Source organism: Methanobrevibacter sp. UBA188 (genome assembly GCF_905234905.1).
In the GTDB taxonomy this organism is placed as follows: Archaea; Methanobacteriota; Methanobacteria; order Methanobacteriales; family Methanobacteriaceae; genus Methanocatella.
Genome location: NZ_CAJOJM010000019.1, coordinates 1 through 17,117 on the forward strand (window position 1 = coordinate 1; position 17,117 = coordinate 17,117).

18 protein-coding genes, 1 tRNA gene, 1 other RNA gene and 1 pseudogene are annotated in these 17,117 nt (G+C 34.0%); 5 read left to right on the plus strand and 16 right to left on the minus strand.

Features of this window, described 5'->3' with window-relative positions:
- Positions 1-846, plus strand: an 846-nt coding sequence (locus tag QZ143_RS05305; protein ID WP_292881925.1) for a DUF128 domain-containing protein, incomplete at its 5' end; no start/stop codon positions are given.
- Here QZ143_RS05305 and QZ143_RS05310 read toward each other — a convergent pair.
- The 9 genes and pseudogenes from QZ143_RS05310 to QZ143_RS05350 all read right to left on the minus strand — a co-directional run bounded on the left by QZ143_RS05310 (position 847) and on the right by QZ143_RS05350 (position 7,914).
- Positions 847-1,137 carry a DUF2097 domain-containing protein gene (locus QZ143_RS05310; protein WP_292607491.1) on the minus strand — a complete coding sequence of 97 codons (291 nt, stop codon included), beginning with the start codon at positions 1,135-1,137 and terminating at the stop codon, positions 847-849. It abuts the gene before it with no gap.
- A 105-nt stretch (positions 1,138-1,242) separates the two neighbouring features.
- Positions 1,243-1,533: a DUF2097 domain-containing protein gene (locus QZ143_RS05315; RefSeq protein WP_292607489.1), complete on the minus strand. Its 291-nt coding sequence runs from the start codon at positions 1,531-1,533 to the stop codon at positions 1,243-1,245.
- Positions 1,534-1,578: 45 nt separating this feature from the next.
- The gene (locus QZ143_RS05320; protein ID WP_292607486.1) at positions 1,579-2,454 is read right to left on the minus strand and encodes a formylmethanofuran dehydrogenase subunit C; all 876 of its coding nucleotides are present in this window, start codon (positions 2,452-2,454) and stop codon (positions 1,579-1,581) included.
- Between the two features lie 2 nt (positions 2,455-2,456).
- Positions 2,457-4,159 (minus strand): annotated as a pseudogene (locus tag QZ143_RS05325) (formylmethanofuran dehydrogenase subunit A).
- A 7-nt stretch (positions 4,160-4,166) separates the two neighbouring features.
- The gene (locus QZ143_RS05330; RefSeq protein ID WP_292607483.1) at positions 4,167-5,543 is read right to left on the minus strand and encodes a formylmethanofuran dehydrogenase subunit B; all 1,377 of its coding nucleotides are present in this window, start codon (positions 5,541-5,543) and stop codon (positions 4,167-4,169) included.
- Positions 5,533-6,102 carry a molybdopterin dinucleotide binding domain-containing protein gene (locus QZ143_RS05335; RefSeq protein ID WP_292607480.1) on the minus strand — a complete coding sequence of 190 codons (570 nt, stop codon included), beginning with the start codon at positions 6,100-6,102 and terminating at the stop codon, positions 5,533-5,535. The genes QZ143_RS05330 and QZ143_RS05335 overlap by 11 nt, the downstream gene beginning before the upstream one ends.
- 12 nt (positions 6,103-6,114) lie before the next feature.
- Positions 6,115-6,345, minus strand: a complete 231-nt coding sequence (locus QZ143_RS05340) for a 4Fe-4S binding protein (RefSeq protein WP_067040044.1) — start codon at positions 6,343-6,345, stop codon at positions 6,115-6,117.
- 8 nt (positions 6,346-6,353) lie between these two features.
- Positions 6,354-7,451, minus strand: a complete 1,098-nt coding sequence (fwdF, locus tag QZ143_RS05345) for a tungsten-dependent formylmethanofuran dehydrogenase subunit FwdF (protein ID WP_292607474.1) — start codon at positions 7,449-7,451, stop codon at positions 6,354-6,356.
- A 1-nt stretch (position 7,452) separates the two neighbouring features.
- On the minus strand, positions 7,453-7,914 hold the full coding sequence (locus QZ143_RS05350) for a 4Fe-4S binding protein (protein WP_292607470.1): 462 nt from the start codon (positions 7,912-7,914) through the stop codon (positions 7,453-7,455).
- A gap of 409 nt (positions 7,915-8,323) precedes the next feature.
- Here QZ143_RS05350 and mobB point away from each other — a divergent pair, with 409 nt between their 5' ends.
- From mobB to QZ143_RS05365, 3 genes are read left to right on the plus strand one after another with little or no spacing between them, the layout of a single operon-like run.
- Positions 8,324-9,364: a molybdopterin-guanine dinucleotide biosynthesis protein B gene (gene mobB, locus QZ143_RS05355; protein WP_292881927.1), complete on the plus strand. Its 1,041-nt coding sequence runs from the start codon at positions 8,324-8,326 to the stop codon at positions 9,362-9,364.
- Position 9,365: 1 nt separating this feature from the next.
- Positions 9,366-10,295 carry a GTP 3',8-cyclase MoaA gene (gene moaA, locus QZ143_RS05360; protein WP_292881930.1) on the plus strand — a complete coding sequence of 310 codons (930 nt, stop codon included), beginning with the start codon at positions 9,366-9,368 and terminating at the stop codon, positions 10,293-10,295.
- Between the two features lie 27 nt (positions 10,296-10,322).
- Complete coding sequence (locus QZ143_RS05365; protein WP_292881931.1) at positions 10,323-12,638, plus strand: hypothetical protein; 2,316 nt, start codon at positions 10,323-10,325, stop codon at positions 12,636-12,638.
- Between the two features lie 913 nt (positions 12,639-13,551).
- On the opposite strand, the gene QZ143_RS05370 is transcribed toward QZ143_RS05365, so the two are convergent.
- The 7 genes from QZ143_RS05370 to QZ143_RS05400 form a co-directional block, all read right to left on the minus strand.
- A complete protein-coding gene (locus tag QZ143_RS05370) occupies positions 13,552-13,725 on the minus strand; it encodes a hypothetical protein (protein ID WP_292881933.1) in 174 nt (57 codons plus the stop codon).
- 230 nt (positions 13,726-13,955) lie between these two features.
- On the minus strand, positions 13,956-14,291 hold the full coding sequence (locus QZ143_RS05375; RefSeq protein WP_292881935.1) for a HepT-like ribonuclease domain-containing protein: 336 nt from the start codon (positions 14,289-14,291) through the stop codon (positions 13,956-13,958).
- The gene (locus QZ143_RS05380) at positions 14,275-14,574 is read right to left on the minus strand and encodes a nucleotidyltransferase domain-containing protein (RefSeq protein WP_292881938.1); all 300 of its coding nucleotides are present in this window, start codon (positions 14,572-14,574) and stop codon (positions 14,275-14,277) included. The genes QZ143_RS05375 and QZ143_RS05380 overlap by 17 nt, the downstream gene beginning before the upstream one ends.
- 97 nt (positions 14,575-14,671) lie before the next feature.
- Positions 14,672-14,957: RNase P RNA component (gene rnpB / locus QZ143_RS05385), an RNA gene on the minus strand.
- A gap of 20 nt (positions 14,958-14,977) precedes the next feature.
- A tRNA-Met gene (locus QZ143_RS05390) sits at positions 14,978-15,052 on the minus strand.
- 94 nt (positions 15,053-15,146) lie between these two features.
- Positions 15,147-15,671, minus strand: a complete 525-nt coding sequence (locus QZ143_RS05395) for a hypothetical protein (RefSeq protein WP_292881941.1) — start codon at positions 15,669-15,671, stop codon at positions 15,147-15,149.
- An 8-nt stretch (positions 15,672-15,679) separates the two neighbouring features.
- A complete protein-coding gene (locus QZ143_RS05400; protein WP_292607812.1) occupies positions 15,680-16,087 on the minus strand; it encodes a hypothetical protein in 408 nt (135 codons plus the stop codon).
- A gap of 98 nt (positions 16,088-16,185) precedes the next feature.
- On the opposite strand from QZ143_RS05400, the gene map reads away from it, so the two are divergent.
- A complete protein-coding gene (map, locus tag QZ143_RS05405; RefSeq protein ID WP_292607809.1) occupies positions 16,186-17,103 on the plus strand; it encodes a type II methionyl aminopeptidase in 918 nt (305 codons plus the stop codon).
- The last annotated feature ends 14 nt before the right edge of the window (positions 17,104-17,117 follow it).

The following is a 17,117-nucleotide window of genomic DNA, read 5'->3' on the forward strand; positions in this document are numbered from 1 at the left end:
GGAGGCGTGACTCCATTTTGTGCACTTAAAGAACAGGGAAAAGAGATTGACATTAAAATAGCTGAAGAGATAAAGAATTTTGATGAATTAAAACCAATCACACCAACAATAAAACATAGTCTAATGCCTGCAACAGAACACAAACAACTAAAAATACCATTTTTACTATCTAAATCATGGAATCTAATTCAACAGGTCAATTTTGATGTTGAAAAAAGAAAAGGAAATATAATCTCAAACGTTTCATACATTGACAAAAATCAGCTGGACAAGGCATTGGACATTATGGATGAAACATACAACAACAATCCAAAATTCATAAATCCGTATTATAAGCTCATTGATCATCCAACAGACAGCGAAAAAATTGGAATAGCTACAATTTGCAGTTTGAGTATTGACGGATTAATGATAAACAACGGAATAATGAGCACACCAAAATATGGCGGATTGCTTGAGTTAACAGAGCCTCCGCTTTTAATCGAATTAATATCCTACAACGGAACAACAATAGACCCACACAACATATTTTTATCAAAAAATATGACCTCCATAACAGGCAATAACGGCACTACCAAAATATTGGCCAGCATAAAAGAAATTCCTAACATATCAAGAGACTATGCAGTTCATTTATTGGAAATTTTAAACAATATAGGATTTTCCATTTATAAAATCGGCAAGCCAAGAGAACTGGTATACAATGCAAAAGTAGACAACTATAATTTTGGCGTGATAGCTGGCGGTGGTTTGAATTCAATAGGTGCAATTAAAGAAAAGGGAATAGATATTGAAATAAAGGCAATTGAAAAACTGATTCCTTTTGAAAGTATGGATAGACTGTAATCATATTACAGAAACATCCACAACTTCACCATCCTTAGGTTTATGAACAAATTCTATGAGATCTTCTTCAACTTCATAAACATCTATTTCAACTGTGGCACCCAGTTCACTTTCATCAAGGGAAACCAACAGTTTAAACCCAGGTTTTCCAAAGTATTCGGAAAAATCAACATTTAAAACTTCACCCGCTGCATAAATTCTATTGTATGAAATTTCTAAAACATCATGAATTTTCACATTTTCTTTTAAATATGCTACAGCTTCTTTTGTTGTTAACTCTAATTCTTTCATGTTACACAACTCCTGTGATTAAAAATAGTTATTTTTAATTATATATAAATGTTTGTATGTTAACGAACAAAAAAAATTTTGATAAAAAAATCGATTACTGGAGATTTAAAGAATCTCGATAATCAACTCTTCATCATCATGAATATGGCGCATTTCTATTAAATCATCCGCAATTTCTTTAAAATCAATTTCAATAGATTGGTTTAAGATTTCACCGTTTAATTGCATTGCAACTCTAAGACCTTCACCAGTTACTTCATCTTCTTCAGTTATTCCTAAAACTTCACCAGGAGCAAAAATACGATTATAAGACACTTCCAAAGTATCTCTAACATGAACGTTATTCCTGATATATTCTACTGCTTCATCAAAGGTCATTTCAACTTCTTTAATCATTATATCGCCTTTAATTATTTTAAAAAAAAGAAAAAGAGAGAGGAATTATAAATTCCTGTATTCTCTGATTGAAGTATATTCGTCGTCTAATTCGCCGTAAGTAGCTAATTTTTCTTTGTTAGCTTCAGCATCTAAGTAAAGGTTACCTTTACCGTTAAGACCAATATCTCCAGTATATTTAATATATTTACCTTCGAAAGTGACTCCGTCAACTTCAGGGTCTACAACAACACCGTCGAGAACGAATCCTTCGAGTAATCTTCCAAGGAATCCGTGGATAACAATGTTACCGTTTTTCATTTGTCCACCAGGCCAACGGTTAACGTTACCGTCGATTTCAATGATACCTTTGGTCATGTGAATACCAGCTAAGATATCACAGTCACCTTTAACGTGGATTCTACCACCGGTTAAACATTCACCACATTGTTTACCAGCGTTTCCGCCGACAACAATTTGTCCTCCAGTCATACCTCTCCATTCACCAATGTAAGAAGCACCAGTAAATTCTTTAGTGTTTCCTTCAATTTCAAGGTATCCACCGGACATTTCTCTTCCAGCGTGAGCTGCTGCATTACCTTTAACAAGAATGGATCCACCGCTCATTTCAGCACCAACGTGTAAATCTACACTGCTGTTACATACGATGTCTCCACCACTCATTTTACAACCGATGTATTTTACTCTGTTTAAATCACCGTTGAGAATCATTTTAACATCATCAGCACCATCTGCTTCTCCTTCAACAGTGATATCGAAGAAATCAGTGATTGGGAATCTTGAGTTTCCAATAGGTACTTGATATTTTGCGAAATCAGCTTCAGTCCATGAATAAATTTCATCAGGAATTAATTCATCAAATTCTAAAGCGATTGAAGAAGTTTTTATTTGATCAAATGTAATTGTTTTCAAATTAAACACCCCTATTTACCATCAACATCTACAACTATTGGGTTAGATACATAGTGGTCGTGTACTGGATAGTTTTCCCATTTAACTGAGTAGTATTGGGTGAAGAACGGCATAATGTTGTCGATAACTTTTTGCTCGTTTTGTTCCCATCCTTTTACGTTAACCCAAATGTTTTGACTTTCTTTAACTTTTACAATTTCTTTGTCTTTTACTAAGATTTGACCATCTTTAATAGTGTAGTCAGCTACATTGAAACCTTTTTCGATTTCAGCATATTGTCTGGATGGGTCAATATCATTAGGATTTATGTCATATACTGCAATGTCTGCTCTGTAACCAGGGGTGAGTGCACCTCTGTCGGTGAATCCGTAGATTCTAGCTGGAGCAGCTCTGGAAATAGTTGCAATATCGTAGAAATCGTATTCTCTGTCAAGAGTTGCAAGAGTAGTTCTTTTTTCTGCCCATTTGTGGACTTCTCTGTTTTCAATCATTTCCATTCTTCTGTAATTACTCATTAACCAGGAGATGATTCTTGGGTATCTTGTGAATGGTCCTGCGTTAGGGTGGTCAGTAGTTAAACAAACTTTCCATGGGTCATCAATGTGCAAGAATAATTCTAGACCAATAGCCCATTGTAAAGTGTTAACTGGGTTTTTACCTGAGTAAATACATGGAATAATACCAGCTGCGGTTTCACATTCAATATCTTTGTTGGTCCATTTAAGACCGGATAATTTGAATAAGTCGTATTCCATAGGAGCATCTGCAGTCATGGTTGTGGTTTCGTCTAAAGTTACTTGACCTACATCACAGGTTATGTGATCGTGGCTGTTGATGTATTTAGCAATTTCTTCAGCACCAGAACCTGCGTCTTTCCAGCTGTTACCAGTGTAAGAGTGGAATTGTAAGTGACATAAGTGCATAACTTGGTCTCTTACTTCAGCAGCTTTGGAACCTTTTTTAACGTCTTTGACAGCATCCATGGTTTCAATAGTAGTTGGTACGTTACCAGGGTGTCCTAAATCGTTAGGGTGAATGTGAATAGAGTGAGGTAAGTTTAACATTTCGTTAGCTTTTGCTAAAGCAATGATAACTTCTTTGGAAGTTACGTCAAAGTAAGGTGCTTTATCGTTTACACCGTGTACGTTCATACCCCAACCCCATGCTTCACTTCCACATGGGTTTACGATTTTAATTCCGTAACCTTTGGAGATTTTTAACCATGCAGATACAAATGCTGCGATGTCTTCAATATTATTATCTTTTGCATATTCCATTACAAACCAGTTGTTACCGAATAATGGCATAGCTGGAATATCGATTTGAGGAATAGTTGCAATTTCTTCGTGAGTGTGTTTTGCTTCAAGAGGAGGCATAGCTGCTTCTACAACAGTACCGTAACCTAATCTTGAGTATCTGTAACCAGTTGCAGGACAACTTGGAATGGAGAAACCAGATTCTGATCTAATTACACTAGTTTTTTGAGTAACACCTCTTCTGGAATCTTCAGGTCTGTATAATCTTCCTACTACTAATTTAGGACCTGCAACGTGTGCGTGAGGGTCAATACCTGATCGGTAACGTCTAAGACTTCAGCATCTGCAGAAACATTGTCTACAATAACACCATCTTTGAACATAACGTCCATCTTTTCCCCATTTACTTCATTAGCAGGGTCATAGACAATACCATTTTTAAGAATATATTCCATTATATCACCTTTATAGTGCGTTTGGATTTGGCACATATTTTGGAGCTACGTTTGGCTCTTCTCTGAGTTTCATTACTCTTTCTTTCAATTCACGGACAATCCATTCGTCATCACGACAGGTTTCTGGTTTGTCGATAGCTTTCTTCATGTAGATAGGAACTCCATCCATACGATAACTGGTACCAGCACATTCTACAGCAATGAATGAACCTGGTAATACTACATCAGCGAGTTCAGTTGATGGACCCCAGTGAATATCGATTTGAATAACAGGAATGTTAGCTAAGTGTTGGTTTGCTCCGTTAGGGAAGTGAGCACCTGGGTCAGCTGCAATAACCATGAAACAATCTGGTTCTTTTCTTACTAATAAATCGATAGTGTTGGTTTCACCCATCATATATCTTGGGTAACCTCTACAGTAGTCAACACCGAAAGCAAATCCACATTCGAATGCCATGAAAATGTTGAATCCGTTTACGTTAAAGTGACCTCTCATTGGAGTAAGACCCCATTTACTGTATTTGTTTAAGTCTTGTACCATTTTAATTGCAATATCAATGTTTCTTTGTTTTGATAAAGTGTGGGTTAAACCTAAACCGAAGAAGAGAACACCGAATTCAGCGTTTTTCATTTCTTCTGCTAATTCATATATGTCTTCTTTAGGAATTCCAGAAATTACGTCTTGGTATAATTCTTTTCCTCTGAGAACTGCTCTAATAGCATTGTAGAAACCGTAATCTCCGTTTTGTTCGAATCCAATCCATTTGTCTGAACATTTTGCAGTATCGGAGAATTTTGGATCCATGGTAACAACAGTTCTGTCGAATCTTCCTCTTTGTCTGAAGTATCCTCTACAGAACACAGCATATCTTGCCATGTGTCTTGGGTGAGAGTTCATTGCGTTACTTCCAGAGTAAGCAATCATATCTGCTCTGTTTTGAACTTCTCCTAAAGTTTGAATAGGGTAACCTGCGTTTTGTACAGCTTGGAGAGAAGGACCGTGACAGATAGTAGCTTGGTTATCTAATACAGCACCGATGTATTCACCTAATGCTACTCCTTCTTTCATACATTCAGTAGAAGTTTCAGACCAACCGTAAAATACTGGTCTGATGGAATTAGCAATGTATTCAGCAGCTTTGTCTAAAGCAGTATCCCAATCTACTTCTTTGAGTTCTCCGTTTTCATCCCTAATCATTGGAACAAGTAATCTTTGATCCATATCTTCCATAATTTTACTTGCTCCTAATCTGCATGCGTGTCTTACAGCAACTACGTGACCGTCTTTGACTAAGTAGTCGAGGTCGTCACAGTTACAACCACAGAATGCACAAGTACAATTTTCAACAATGTGATCATAATCAGTTACAGGTGGTTCATAAGTCATGGTCAATCAACTCCTCCCATTTACGTCCGTGATAAACAGGTAATTCACCTAAAGAGTCCATGTTTTCTACAACATCGTCATCTTCTTCATCAACGTATTTTTTGTATACCCATCTCATTAAGTCTGCCATGAGTAATACTTTTCTGTCGGTTTTTTCGACAGTACATCTGATTCCTTTGTAAGTTGGGTCAGAACAGCAGTAAGTGTCGTGACTTACAATAGTGTTAGCCCATGGTCCTTTACAAATGAATACAGTTCCTTCGTGAGGTGCATCTCTTGAAACTGCACAGTTTACAACTACTTCACCGAAATCGGTTTTAACAAGTACAGTATCCCAGTTGTTTACACCTAATTTTGCCATATCTCTAGGATCCATGTAACAGGTACCGGAAGCGTTTTTGTATTCTTCTTTTAAGGTGGATCCTCTTTTTTTACAAGCACCTTGGTAGATGTCAGAACCGGTGTTTAACATACATTTTAAAACATCAGTTGTTCCTTCACCAGTAATTTTTACATCAGGTACTACAGGTTTTTCTAAATAAGTATTAGCATAATGCATATAATAATCCCCCTATTCTAACCATATAGCATTTACTGGGCAAAACATTTGACATGTTCCACACTTTTCACATTTTTCAGGACTAAAGAGTTTGATGAATCCGTTTTCTACCATCATAATAACTTCTTCAGTCTTAGCACCATTACCACCAGCGTTTTCTGGACTGATAGCAGCATTTACAGGACATGCGATTACACAAATCCCGCATCCTAAACAATTATCTTGATTAACTTTAAGTTCCATCGAATCACCTAGTCTTTAATTGCATCTAAAGCATCTTTCCAAGTAGTTGAGCTAATAGGTGTGTGGTCAATTTCAGTTCTTTTTACAGTAATTGCACCGTTAGGACATGCTTTTGCACATGCTTTACATTTTACACAGTAATCATTGTTAGCAATTACATGTTCCATTCTAGAACCAGGACCTGAGGATACTGGGAATGCTAATGCGTTACATCCACAAATATCTACACAAGCTCCACAAGCTTGACATTTATCATCATCAATTTCAATAGAACCTTCGAATGGTTTTTTGTGTTTAGCAGCATCGGTTGGACATACTCCTTCACACCATCCGCAGAATACACAGAGTTCTGAGTCGATGACTGAGTTTCCTTTAACAGCAGCTTTTGCAGGGTCTAAATCATATTCACCGTAGTTACATGCTCTACAAATTGCTTTGATAGCATTGGTAGGACATGATTTTTTACATACTAAACAGTATACACATTTATCTTTGTCAATGACAATAGATTCTCTTCCAGTTTCTTTATCAACGACGATTGCTTCTGCAGGACATAATTCTTCACATACACCACAGTAGATACATTCTTCATCATCTACATCAATTTCACCAGTTACTAAGTCAGCACGGTCTGGTAAAACTCTTTCAATGACAATTGCATCACGAGGACATGCGATTTCACATCTTTTACAGTAAATACATTCATCATCATCAATTTCTGAGAAAGCGTTATAATGAGGATATGCTTCAATTTCTTTGATTGGTACGCCATCAATAGTTAATACTAATGCATCAACAGGACATAATCCGCTGCACATACCACATAATACACATTTACTTTCGTCAATGCTTACTCTTTGAACATCAAATTCATCTTTGAAGTTTTGAGCAATCTTTTCATGACCACTGAAATAAACGTCGTTTGAGATTCTGTGACGTGCGTCAACAGCAATTGCATTTAATGTAATTGCTTCGACAGGACAAGTAGATTCACAAATCCCACAACCTAAACATACATGGTCGTTGAAAGACAAGTTTCTAACTTCTTCAGCAGATCTTGTGATGTCAAAGTTGTTGTCTTTAACCTCTTTTAAATTTCTAATCATATTAAATCTCCAAAATTTTTATAGAATTAGTTGGGCATTCATCGCTACATAGCTGACAACCACAACATTGTATGGAGTCTGCATGTGCCTTTAATGATTCTAACTCAATAGCTTTCATTGTACATGCATTTACACATAAGCCGCAACCAATACACGAATCTCCTATACTCACCTCGAAATTTCTTTCTCGGCAAATATTCACAATTTTTCGACTCTGTTCTGGTTCATCAAATATAGCCTCAGTCATTTTCAAGAAATCCCTGGGAGATAAGTCCACAATAGTCCTTGCAACATCAATTGAGTTCCAGGATAAATTTCGACCATTCAAATAATGGGAAATAGTAGATCTATCGACACCCAACTCCTCAGCAATTGCCTGGTGACTTTCACCAGCATCCTTCAACTTGACCGCAGCCAAATATTTTAGACCAGATGCAATATGCTTTGGCATTTGAACCACCATGTGTAATGATAACACATATGTTTTCTTATATAAATATAGTTGCCTACTAGATTAAAGTAGAAAGCTTTAAATATTACTGTGGTAATAGTACACAAAAATTTTTTTAAAAATTTTTCAAAATACTTTAAATCAAACAAAAACCTTTAAAATATATTAGTTTAAATTAAACAATACAATTAATTGAATTTAATATTAAATAATAACTTATAATTCTTTAACCTATTAAAAACTAGAAAAATCAGTCAAAATTTGTAATACTAATATATGTAAAAAGTATTACAAAAACGGCGAAAATATGTAAAAAAGTTTAGGTTTGCCTAAAATGTGTAGTTACTACACATATAATCATTTAGAAATTTTTAATTAATACGAAGAATAACATATAATATATTATTAAGGGGAAAAAATAATGAAGATAGTATCTATTGTAGGTAAAAAAAATACCGGAAAAACATCACTAACCGTGAAAGTTATTGAAGAGCTGACCAAAAGAGGCTATAATGTTGCATCCATAAAGCACTCACACCATTCAATAGAGATGGACAAGGAAAATACAGACACTTGGAAACATAAACAGGCTGGTGCCAACTTGGTTGTGGGTGTTGGTTCAACTACATTTTTCAATGTTAAAAAAGAGCATGATCTTAATAGAATACTATATATGCTGAAACATTTTGACGACTTCGACTTTGTAGTTATTGAAGGATATAAAAGATACAACTACCCTAAAATCATTACATCCCCTGACGTTAAAGATGACTATACAATCAAGGAAGTCGATTCATTTACAATAGATGAAGAGGGTGTCAGCCAACTTGCAGACCTCATCGAAGAGAGAGGCCACGATATTATTGATACATTATTTGCCAACAACTGTGGATTCAACAATGGAGAGGTTATTGCCCGTGAAATTCGCCAGGGAAACTTAAGTGTTGACGATTTGGATAAAATACATTCATACCTATCAATTGACGGAAAAGTTGTCGGACTGAATAGATTCGTTAGCGATTATTTCAAGCAAAGCATCACCGGCATAATCAATACATTAAACCTTGATGAATACGATGTTGAGGATATAGGTAAAATTGAGCTTGTAATTCCAAATGAAAGTGCAGCTAAAAATGCGATTGACTGCGAATGCAGCATTCTGATAAATAACGATAATCTTGAAATAAACGGATTTACCAAAAACATCGTTTCAAATTCGATTAAGGGAATGGTAAATGCCATTAAAACTGAAGATGATGTAAAGCTAATATATGTTGAAATCAAAAATATCAACAGCAATGATTTGAGAACTGCAGATATTACACTTAAGACAAACAATCATGATGTTGAAATAAATGACTTTACCCAAGGCATTCTAAAAGAAACAATATTTGCAATCATCAATACTCTCAAAATTGACACAGAAATTAAAGATATAAAAATTGAAGTGGAAGAACGATAATATGCTGGATGACGTTGTAAAGGACAAATATGAAAGACCAATTCTTTCACTAAGAATCACAATTACAAACAGATGTAACGAAAACTGCATTTACTGCCATCATGACGGAATGGTTTCCTCCAAGGACGAAATGACTCCTGATGAAATATATAAAATCTGCAAAATAGCCAAAAAAATTGGAGTTCGAAAAATCAGGCTTTCAGGCGGAGATCCACTGGTCAGAAAAGATATTGTCGAAATCGTTGAAAAGATTGCCAGTCTGGATTTCAAAGACATCTCCCTTACAACCAATGGAGTGCTGCTTGAAAAATATGCCAAGGACCTGAAAGATGCAGGACTTGACAGAATAAATGTAAGTCTGGACACATTGAATCCGGATACCTATAAATTCGTTACAAAAATGGATTATTTAAATGAAGCAAAAACAGGTATATTAAATGCCGTTGAAGTTGGATTATACCCTGTTAAAATCAACATGGTCATAATGAAGGACATCAATCAAAATGAAGTAAAGGACATGTTTGAATTCTGCAGGGAAAATAATATGGTGCTTCAACTGATTGAACTTATTGAAAGCGAGAACTGTGATGAGGATAAATTCAATGCTGAATACCACTATCCATTAGACAACATTGAAAATAAGCTATCTGATATGGCTGATGACGTAAGAGAACGAAAATTTATGCAGGGCCGTAAAAAATATTACATTAACGATGGTGAAATTGAAATAGTAAGACCTGTCGATAACTCCAAATTTTGTGCAAATTGCTCCAGGTTAAGAATCACACCTGACGGTAAAATCAAACCGTGTTTGCTTAGAAACGATAATCTTGTTGAATTGATTTCACATATAAGAAATGGAGAAAGCGAAGAAAAACTGGAAGAAATTTTTATAAGAGGCATAGACAAACGAGAACCGTTTAACACATAAAGATTAGGTGATATCATTAAAAAATATTTGATTCTGATAGGAATAATAAGCATATTTCTACTCATTACACCGCTATCTGCTGCAGATGAGAATAATACTCAAAATACCATCATTACATCTGGAGAATCCCCAGCTAGTGACAACGAAAAACTTGATGTTTATATAAAACCTGACAAATTTACAGGAATATACGGAAATAATGAAACACCAATACTGGTTTATGCATATGATGAAAACAATGAAAGTGTAACTGAAGGAACCGTGACATTAATCGACGTGTTTGGTGAAGACCATACCATACATCTCGAAAATGGTATTGGAGGCCGCTATATTTTTTGTAAAGAAACCGGGACTTTTAATATTACATGCAAATATACCGGAACAGGCAAATACAATAATGCAACAACAACCTTGACTTTATATGTTCCTGTTGCAAATACAACCTGCCACAACATTGTTGCAACAAAATATGACAATTGTGTGTATTTTACAGGAAATGTCGTTTCAGACTATAGGGAATACGAAGAGTTTCAAGACTTTGAAGAGGTGACCGAAGGAAACCTGACCATATATATCGATGGTGAAAATATGGGAATGTGCAAAGTAGATGCAAACGGGAACTTTTTGTATATATGGAATACGACAAGAAATCTTATTGGTCAGCCAGTTAACTTTGCTGCCTTTTTCACAAACAACAAAAAACACTTCAATCCTTCAAATTTTTCCAAAACATTCACATTTACGGGTGCAAAAAATACAGAAATAACATCACAAATCACTACCGTCGGAAATGACATCCTAATCAACGGAAGCGTTAAAGACAATACAGGAGCAAATGTCATTGGAGGAACACTAACGTTAAATAACCAATACAAAATCCCCGTAGATACAAACGGCAAATTTAAATTTTACATTACAAATCAGACACAAAATGAAGTCAACTATGAAATTGGCGTGATGGATTGGGGATCAAAAGCAGACATCAGAGCAAACATTCCCCTAATGAACGGGATTGAACACACCGAACTAACAGACAATCTGATTGACTTATGCAATCAGGGAAGTCCATACATCAAATTTGGAAACGGAAACGGTAAAACTATTGTTGTTAATGTTGGAACCCACGGATGCGAACTTGCATCACAAGTAGCTGGATTGAAACTGATAAATTTGCTTGCCACCTTCGGCGATGAAATAAACGGGACAATATATGTATTTCCATTCATTTTTCCAGAATCCACTGCCATTAATGAACGTATGGTCAATTATACAAATCTGAACACAGTGTCAAACATCAATGGAACAGTATCAAACAATTTAGTAAACTTTGCAATCTCAATAAATGCATCAGGACTTGGAGATTTTCACTGTACAAGGCATAGCGACAGCGATGTTGGAATAACATGCATAATGTGCACATATATTCCAACCTTAGAAAGTTACGATATTGCAAGGGCTGTTTCAAATGAAACAGGATACGACATCAAAATATATGAAACCGCAGGAATACCCTACGCCGGAGCGATTGAAGACACATGCAATCTAAATGGAATCCCAGCAAATACATATGAAGTTTTATGCAACCATAAGACCATTGAATATGGAAGTCCTGAAATCTCATTCAACATGATGAAATCATTTTTAAAATATTTCGGATTCGATATTGATAAAATGACAAGGATTACTCTTCAAAACAAAACATTATCATTAATATTTACAAGCCCATATAACTATAATTCAAGCATGAAAAGCATTGGCTTAATGAAGAATGCACAAATAATATCTAAAAGTGCATCATACATCATCAATTATGGTGGAAAATACAGCATTACACTCAAGGATATAAGCGGGACCCCACTTGTTGGAAAAAAAGTAACATTTACATTGAATGGAAAATACATCGGATCAGCCACCACCAAAAGCAAGGGCATTGCAACATTCACATTAACACCAAAAGTCCTGAAAGCTGCAAAATACGGCAAAAGGAATTTGATAATAAAATTCAGTGATTCCGACTACAAACTAACCAAAAAAACCGTTAAGATAACAATCACTAGAGAAAAGACAAAACTTTCCGCCAAATCAAAAGCATTCAAAAAATCAATCAAAACAAAGAAATTAGCTGCAATCCTAAAAAACAACAAAGGAAAAGCCATTAAAAATGTCAAATTAACATTGAAAGTTAAAGGCAAAACATATAAAGCTAAAACCAATTCCAAAGGTAAGGCAATTTTTAAAATCACAAAATTAACCAAAAAAGGAACATATAAAGCTAAAGTTAACTTTGTTGGGAACAGCTACTACAAATCCATTTCAAAAACAATCAAAATTAAAATCAGGTAGCAATTTCCCATACTTATTTTTAAATATATGAATCATTAGAATGCATCTGTTGGCAAGGCATCTAAAATAATTAGACGTAATGTCAATTATATTACAAGATAGCTGGAAAATAGGATTTGTAATTAATTTAAGATATATTGTTTTTAAAAAGGACTAAAAACATTAAAATACAAGTAACAACACGATTATCCTTAATGCACTTGGAGTACAAGCAAGATTTAAAGTTGGAAAATATTAAAAAATCAGATAATTATGAGCAACACCCAAATGTTAAAAAAAAGACAAGTTTCTGCCTTCAAAAAAAGAAAAAAGGAAAATAGAGATTGGGAAATCCCTATTTTTTAATGGTTAATTTTTTGGTCACTTTGTTTTTTCCGTAGTTACTGTGTATTTGTATTTTTTGCCGGCTTTGAGCTTTTTGACCATGGATTTTTTGACATACCATGTTGCTACGCCTTTACTGTTGGTTACCCTTTTGTAAGTTTTTCCCTTGAATTTGATCTTTACTATTTTTATTCATTTCTAAAAAAAATGAAAAAACATTTACTCTTTTTTAAAACAACAATTAAAATCACATTTAATTGAATAATATCTCATTTATAATTACTCCTATATAAAAAATAAGAGAGAGCATTTGAAAAGTATTCGAATAATGAACTCAGAGCAATTTTTCATACTCAAAGCAATTATCAAAAATCCATAAAAAAAGTATACTGAACAAAAATTCATGCCTAAAAAAGTCACCAAAAAACACAAAATAAAAAAAAACGCAAAATAATAAATAAAAAAGATAGTACACCCAATAGTGCAATTCATCCATGACCTTGAAGAGGTCATGGTATTCTTGCATCACTTAGATAAACATAACCAGTAATTAAAATAAAACAATTAACCGCAACCAATACAAAGGACATTAACATCCATGCAGATTCATATGTATAGAAAAAGGAACTGCAGCAGCAAGTATTCCGCCTTGACCAATAACATGAACAATCGGAACCATTAACATCGATATAATCCTTAACAAATCAATTCCATAATCTCTTTGAGTTGTTTTCATAACATTCAATACATTAACCTCCCACAAAATTAAAAAAAATATTTAATTTATTCTATTTTTTTAAATAAATACATAATCATATTATATTGTTTAAATTATTAAAATTTTAGGAGATATTTTAAAAAAAATAAATTATATGAATTTAAAATAAGTCAATGTAAAATAATTAATATTCATGGCACTTAAGAGAAAGCCACTTAAAATCGTGTGGGTTACCTATGAGTTAATGTCAAAAACTACCTTAACTTTCAACAAAATCAGATTAATTTTTCAAGATATTCCCTAAGTTCAGGAACATCCCTTTTAATGGTTACCCACAAAATATCATACATTACAGATTCATAATTGTGAGCATGTAAATTTCTCATATCTTTAATTTCTCTCCAAGGAATCTCAGAATGACTATTTTTGAATTCATCAGATAATCTATCAACATGTTCTCCAATTTGAATAATTACTAAAGCACATGCATCTTGATAATGAATATTCTCCAAAAACAATTCCTTATCATCACCAAAATATTCAATATGACTATCTATTTTATCACAGTAATGCAGAATCATTTCAATAGCTCTTTTATCCTCTTCTCTCATAAATTAAAATCTCCTCTTTTTGGATTCTAGTTAAAAACTCCCTATCAGAACATCCAGTAGTAATTATATCAACATGACATCCGAATTCCTCTTCTAATTTACGAATTATAGCATTATATTGAATCATTCCAATTAAACCATCAGTATCCATTATAAAATCTAAATCACTATCTTCATTAGCTTCTCCTCGAGCATATGAACCAAAAATTCCTAATCTGGCGATACCATATTCACTAACTATAGGGATAGCAATTTGTTTAATTTCTTCAATAGAATAAATCATAATGAATCACCCAAGTAATATATTATATAAAAATAATTAATATTAAATCTTTTGAAAGTGCACAACAGTGAAAAAAATAGACTAATTAATATTTATGGCATCTTAAGAGTAACCCACCTTCTGTTTAACAGCATTCATCTTAGCGTGCTACCTTGCCTCATACAGGTTGTCATCGGCAACTTTGCTCTTGCATCCTACGGAATGGCCGTTTCACCGCTTCTTTTAATGTCCTCAATTAAATATCATCGTCTACCATTAAAAGCCGTGTCGTTTCTGCTCCAGAGTCATGCTTCTCAGCATACGTTTTTCAACGCCGTAGTTCTGTACTGATGGGCGGAGTTTCCTTAGTTTAAAAAATAAACCAGCAGCTGTCTTTAACTTGCCATGAAATATTAATTAAAAGTAGCAGGGCCTAGATTTGAACTAGGGATCTCGGGGTTATGAGCCCCGCGGGATCACCAGACTACCCCACCCTGCTATAAGATAAAAATAGTGTTACAACTATGTATAATTTATAGTACTGACAATATATAAATCTTTCTATAAAATGAAGAAAATCGAAGAAAATAAAATTATTTATTTTCTAAAGATTCAATTCTTTTATCCAAATCAGATAACTTTTCTTCAGTGACCTTTTGGAACTCTTCGGATGACTTTTTAAATTCATCGAAAGATTTTTCTAAAGTATCGACTTGACCAGTGGTTTTGCTGAATTTAGATTCCAATTCTTCCAAATCATTAGTAGTAGCTAAACTCCAATCCTTAATCAATTCATCGCTTTTTTCATCTAAAAATGAATCGATTTTTTTAGAAAATAAATCAGTATTTAAACTAGACATGTCAATATCACTTAATTTGACTTTAATCCTTTTACCCACAGAGTTAGAGTCTTTTTCAACGGATTCCTCATCAACTTTAGTTAACTCATATCCTGAATCGTCACTACCCAATACCTCATTCATATGTGCATCAGCAGTTGTTGGAACATAACTGCGTAATTTTTTAGTAGCTTCAGGACTATTGAGTAAATAATAGTAGACCAAAATCACAATAGCAATAATTAAAATTATTATAGCAACAACTTCAATAGCTTCCATAATATCGCCTATTTATCCATTTTCTCAAGTTTAGCTTCTTTAGCTTCAATTTCTTTAAGCATTTTTTCTAATTTCTTTTGCTCAGTTTGAGCTTCTAATCTGGCTAACCTTTCATTAATTTCAGAATGCAAATATCCGACTTCACTTCTTACATCAGTAGTGGATTGTCTGATAGCTGAGAGGCTATCCTGTTTGTCTTGTGGTAATGGAATAGGATTATCCATTAATCTTTTGGATTCAATATCCTTTTCAACCATAGACATTTTTTTAAGCTCTATTTCCTTTTCAAGCATTTGAATAGAATTTTTAGACTGTGCAACTTTTCTCCATTGGAATACTATGATTAAAAGCACAATAGCCACAATAATCAAAATAATTAAATAAAAAATTTGATCAGGTATTGTAGGAATATCCATCTTTTAACCTCCAATTATTTTATACAATTAAATAAATATATAGTTATATTAACTTTATCAAATATAAAATTAATTATTTAAATAGAAGGTAAAAATTTATGATAGAATCTTATATAAAGGCTGGAAAACTGGCTTCTAAAATTCGTGATGAAGCTTCAAAAATGATTAAAGATGGAACTTTAGTTATTGACTTAGTTGAATATGTAGAAAGTGAAATATTGAAAACCGGAGCTGAAATTGCTTTTCCATGCAATGTATCAATCAATGAATATGCCGCACATTATACCTCCCCAGCAGGAGACAAGACTGCATTCAAAGCTGGAGATATGGTAAAATTGGATTTAGGTGCCATGATTGACGGATACATAGCAGATACAGCAGTAACAGTACTTGCCAGTGGAAATATGGATGAAAATTATACTCAAGATGAAATTAACTTACATGAAGAAATAATTGAAGCATCAGCTGCAGGACTTGAAGCTGCAATTGCAACCGCCAGAGCAGGCATTGAAATTTCAAAAATAGGTGAAGCAGTGCACGAAGCAATATCTGAATATGATTTAAATCCGATATTTAATCTTATGGGACATAGCCTTGAACAATATAATCTGCATGCAGGAATATCCATTCCCAATTATAACAACAATGACAATTACATTTTGGAAGAAGGCCAAGCAGTAGCCATTGAACCTTTTGCAACCAATGGAGAAGGCCTTGTCAATGATGCGCCAGGACAATACATTTTCTCATATATGGCAAACAAGCCATTTAGAATGAAAAGCACACAAAAAGTATTAAAATACATTCAAAATCACCATCAGTATGTTCCATTTTCAGGAAGATGGATTACAGATGAATTCGGTGAAAGGAAAGGAGCCATTGCACTTAAGCAATTATCTCAGGCTATGGCAATTTATCCGTATGCTCCGCTACGTGAAAAACAGGACTGCTTTGTAAGTCAAAAAGAGCATACATTAATTATCGAAAAAGAAGGCTGTACAGTTACAACCATTTAAAATTTTAAAAAAAG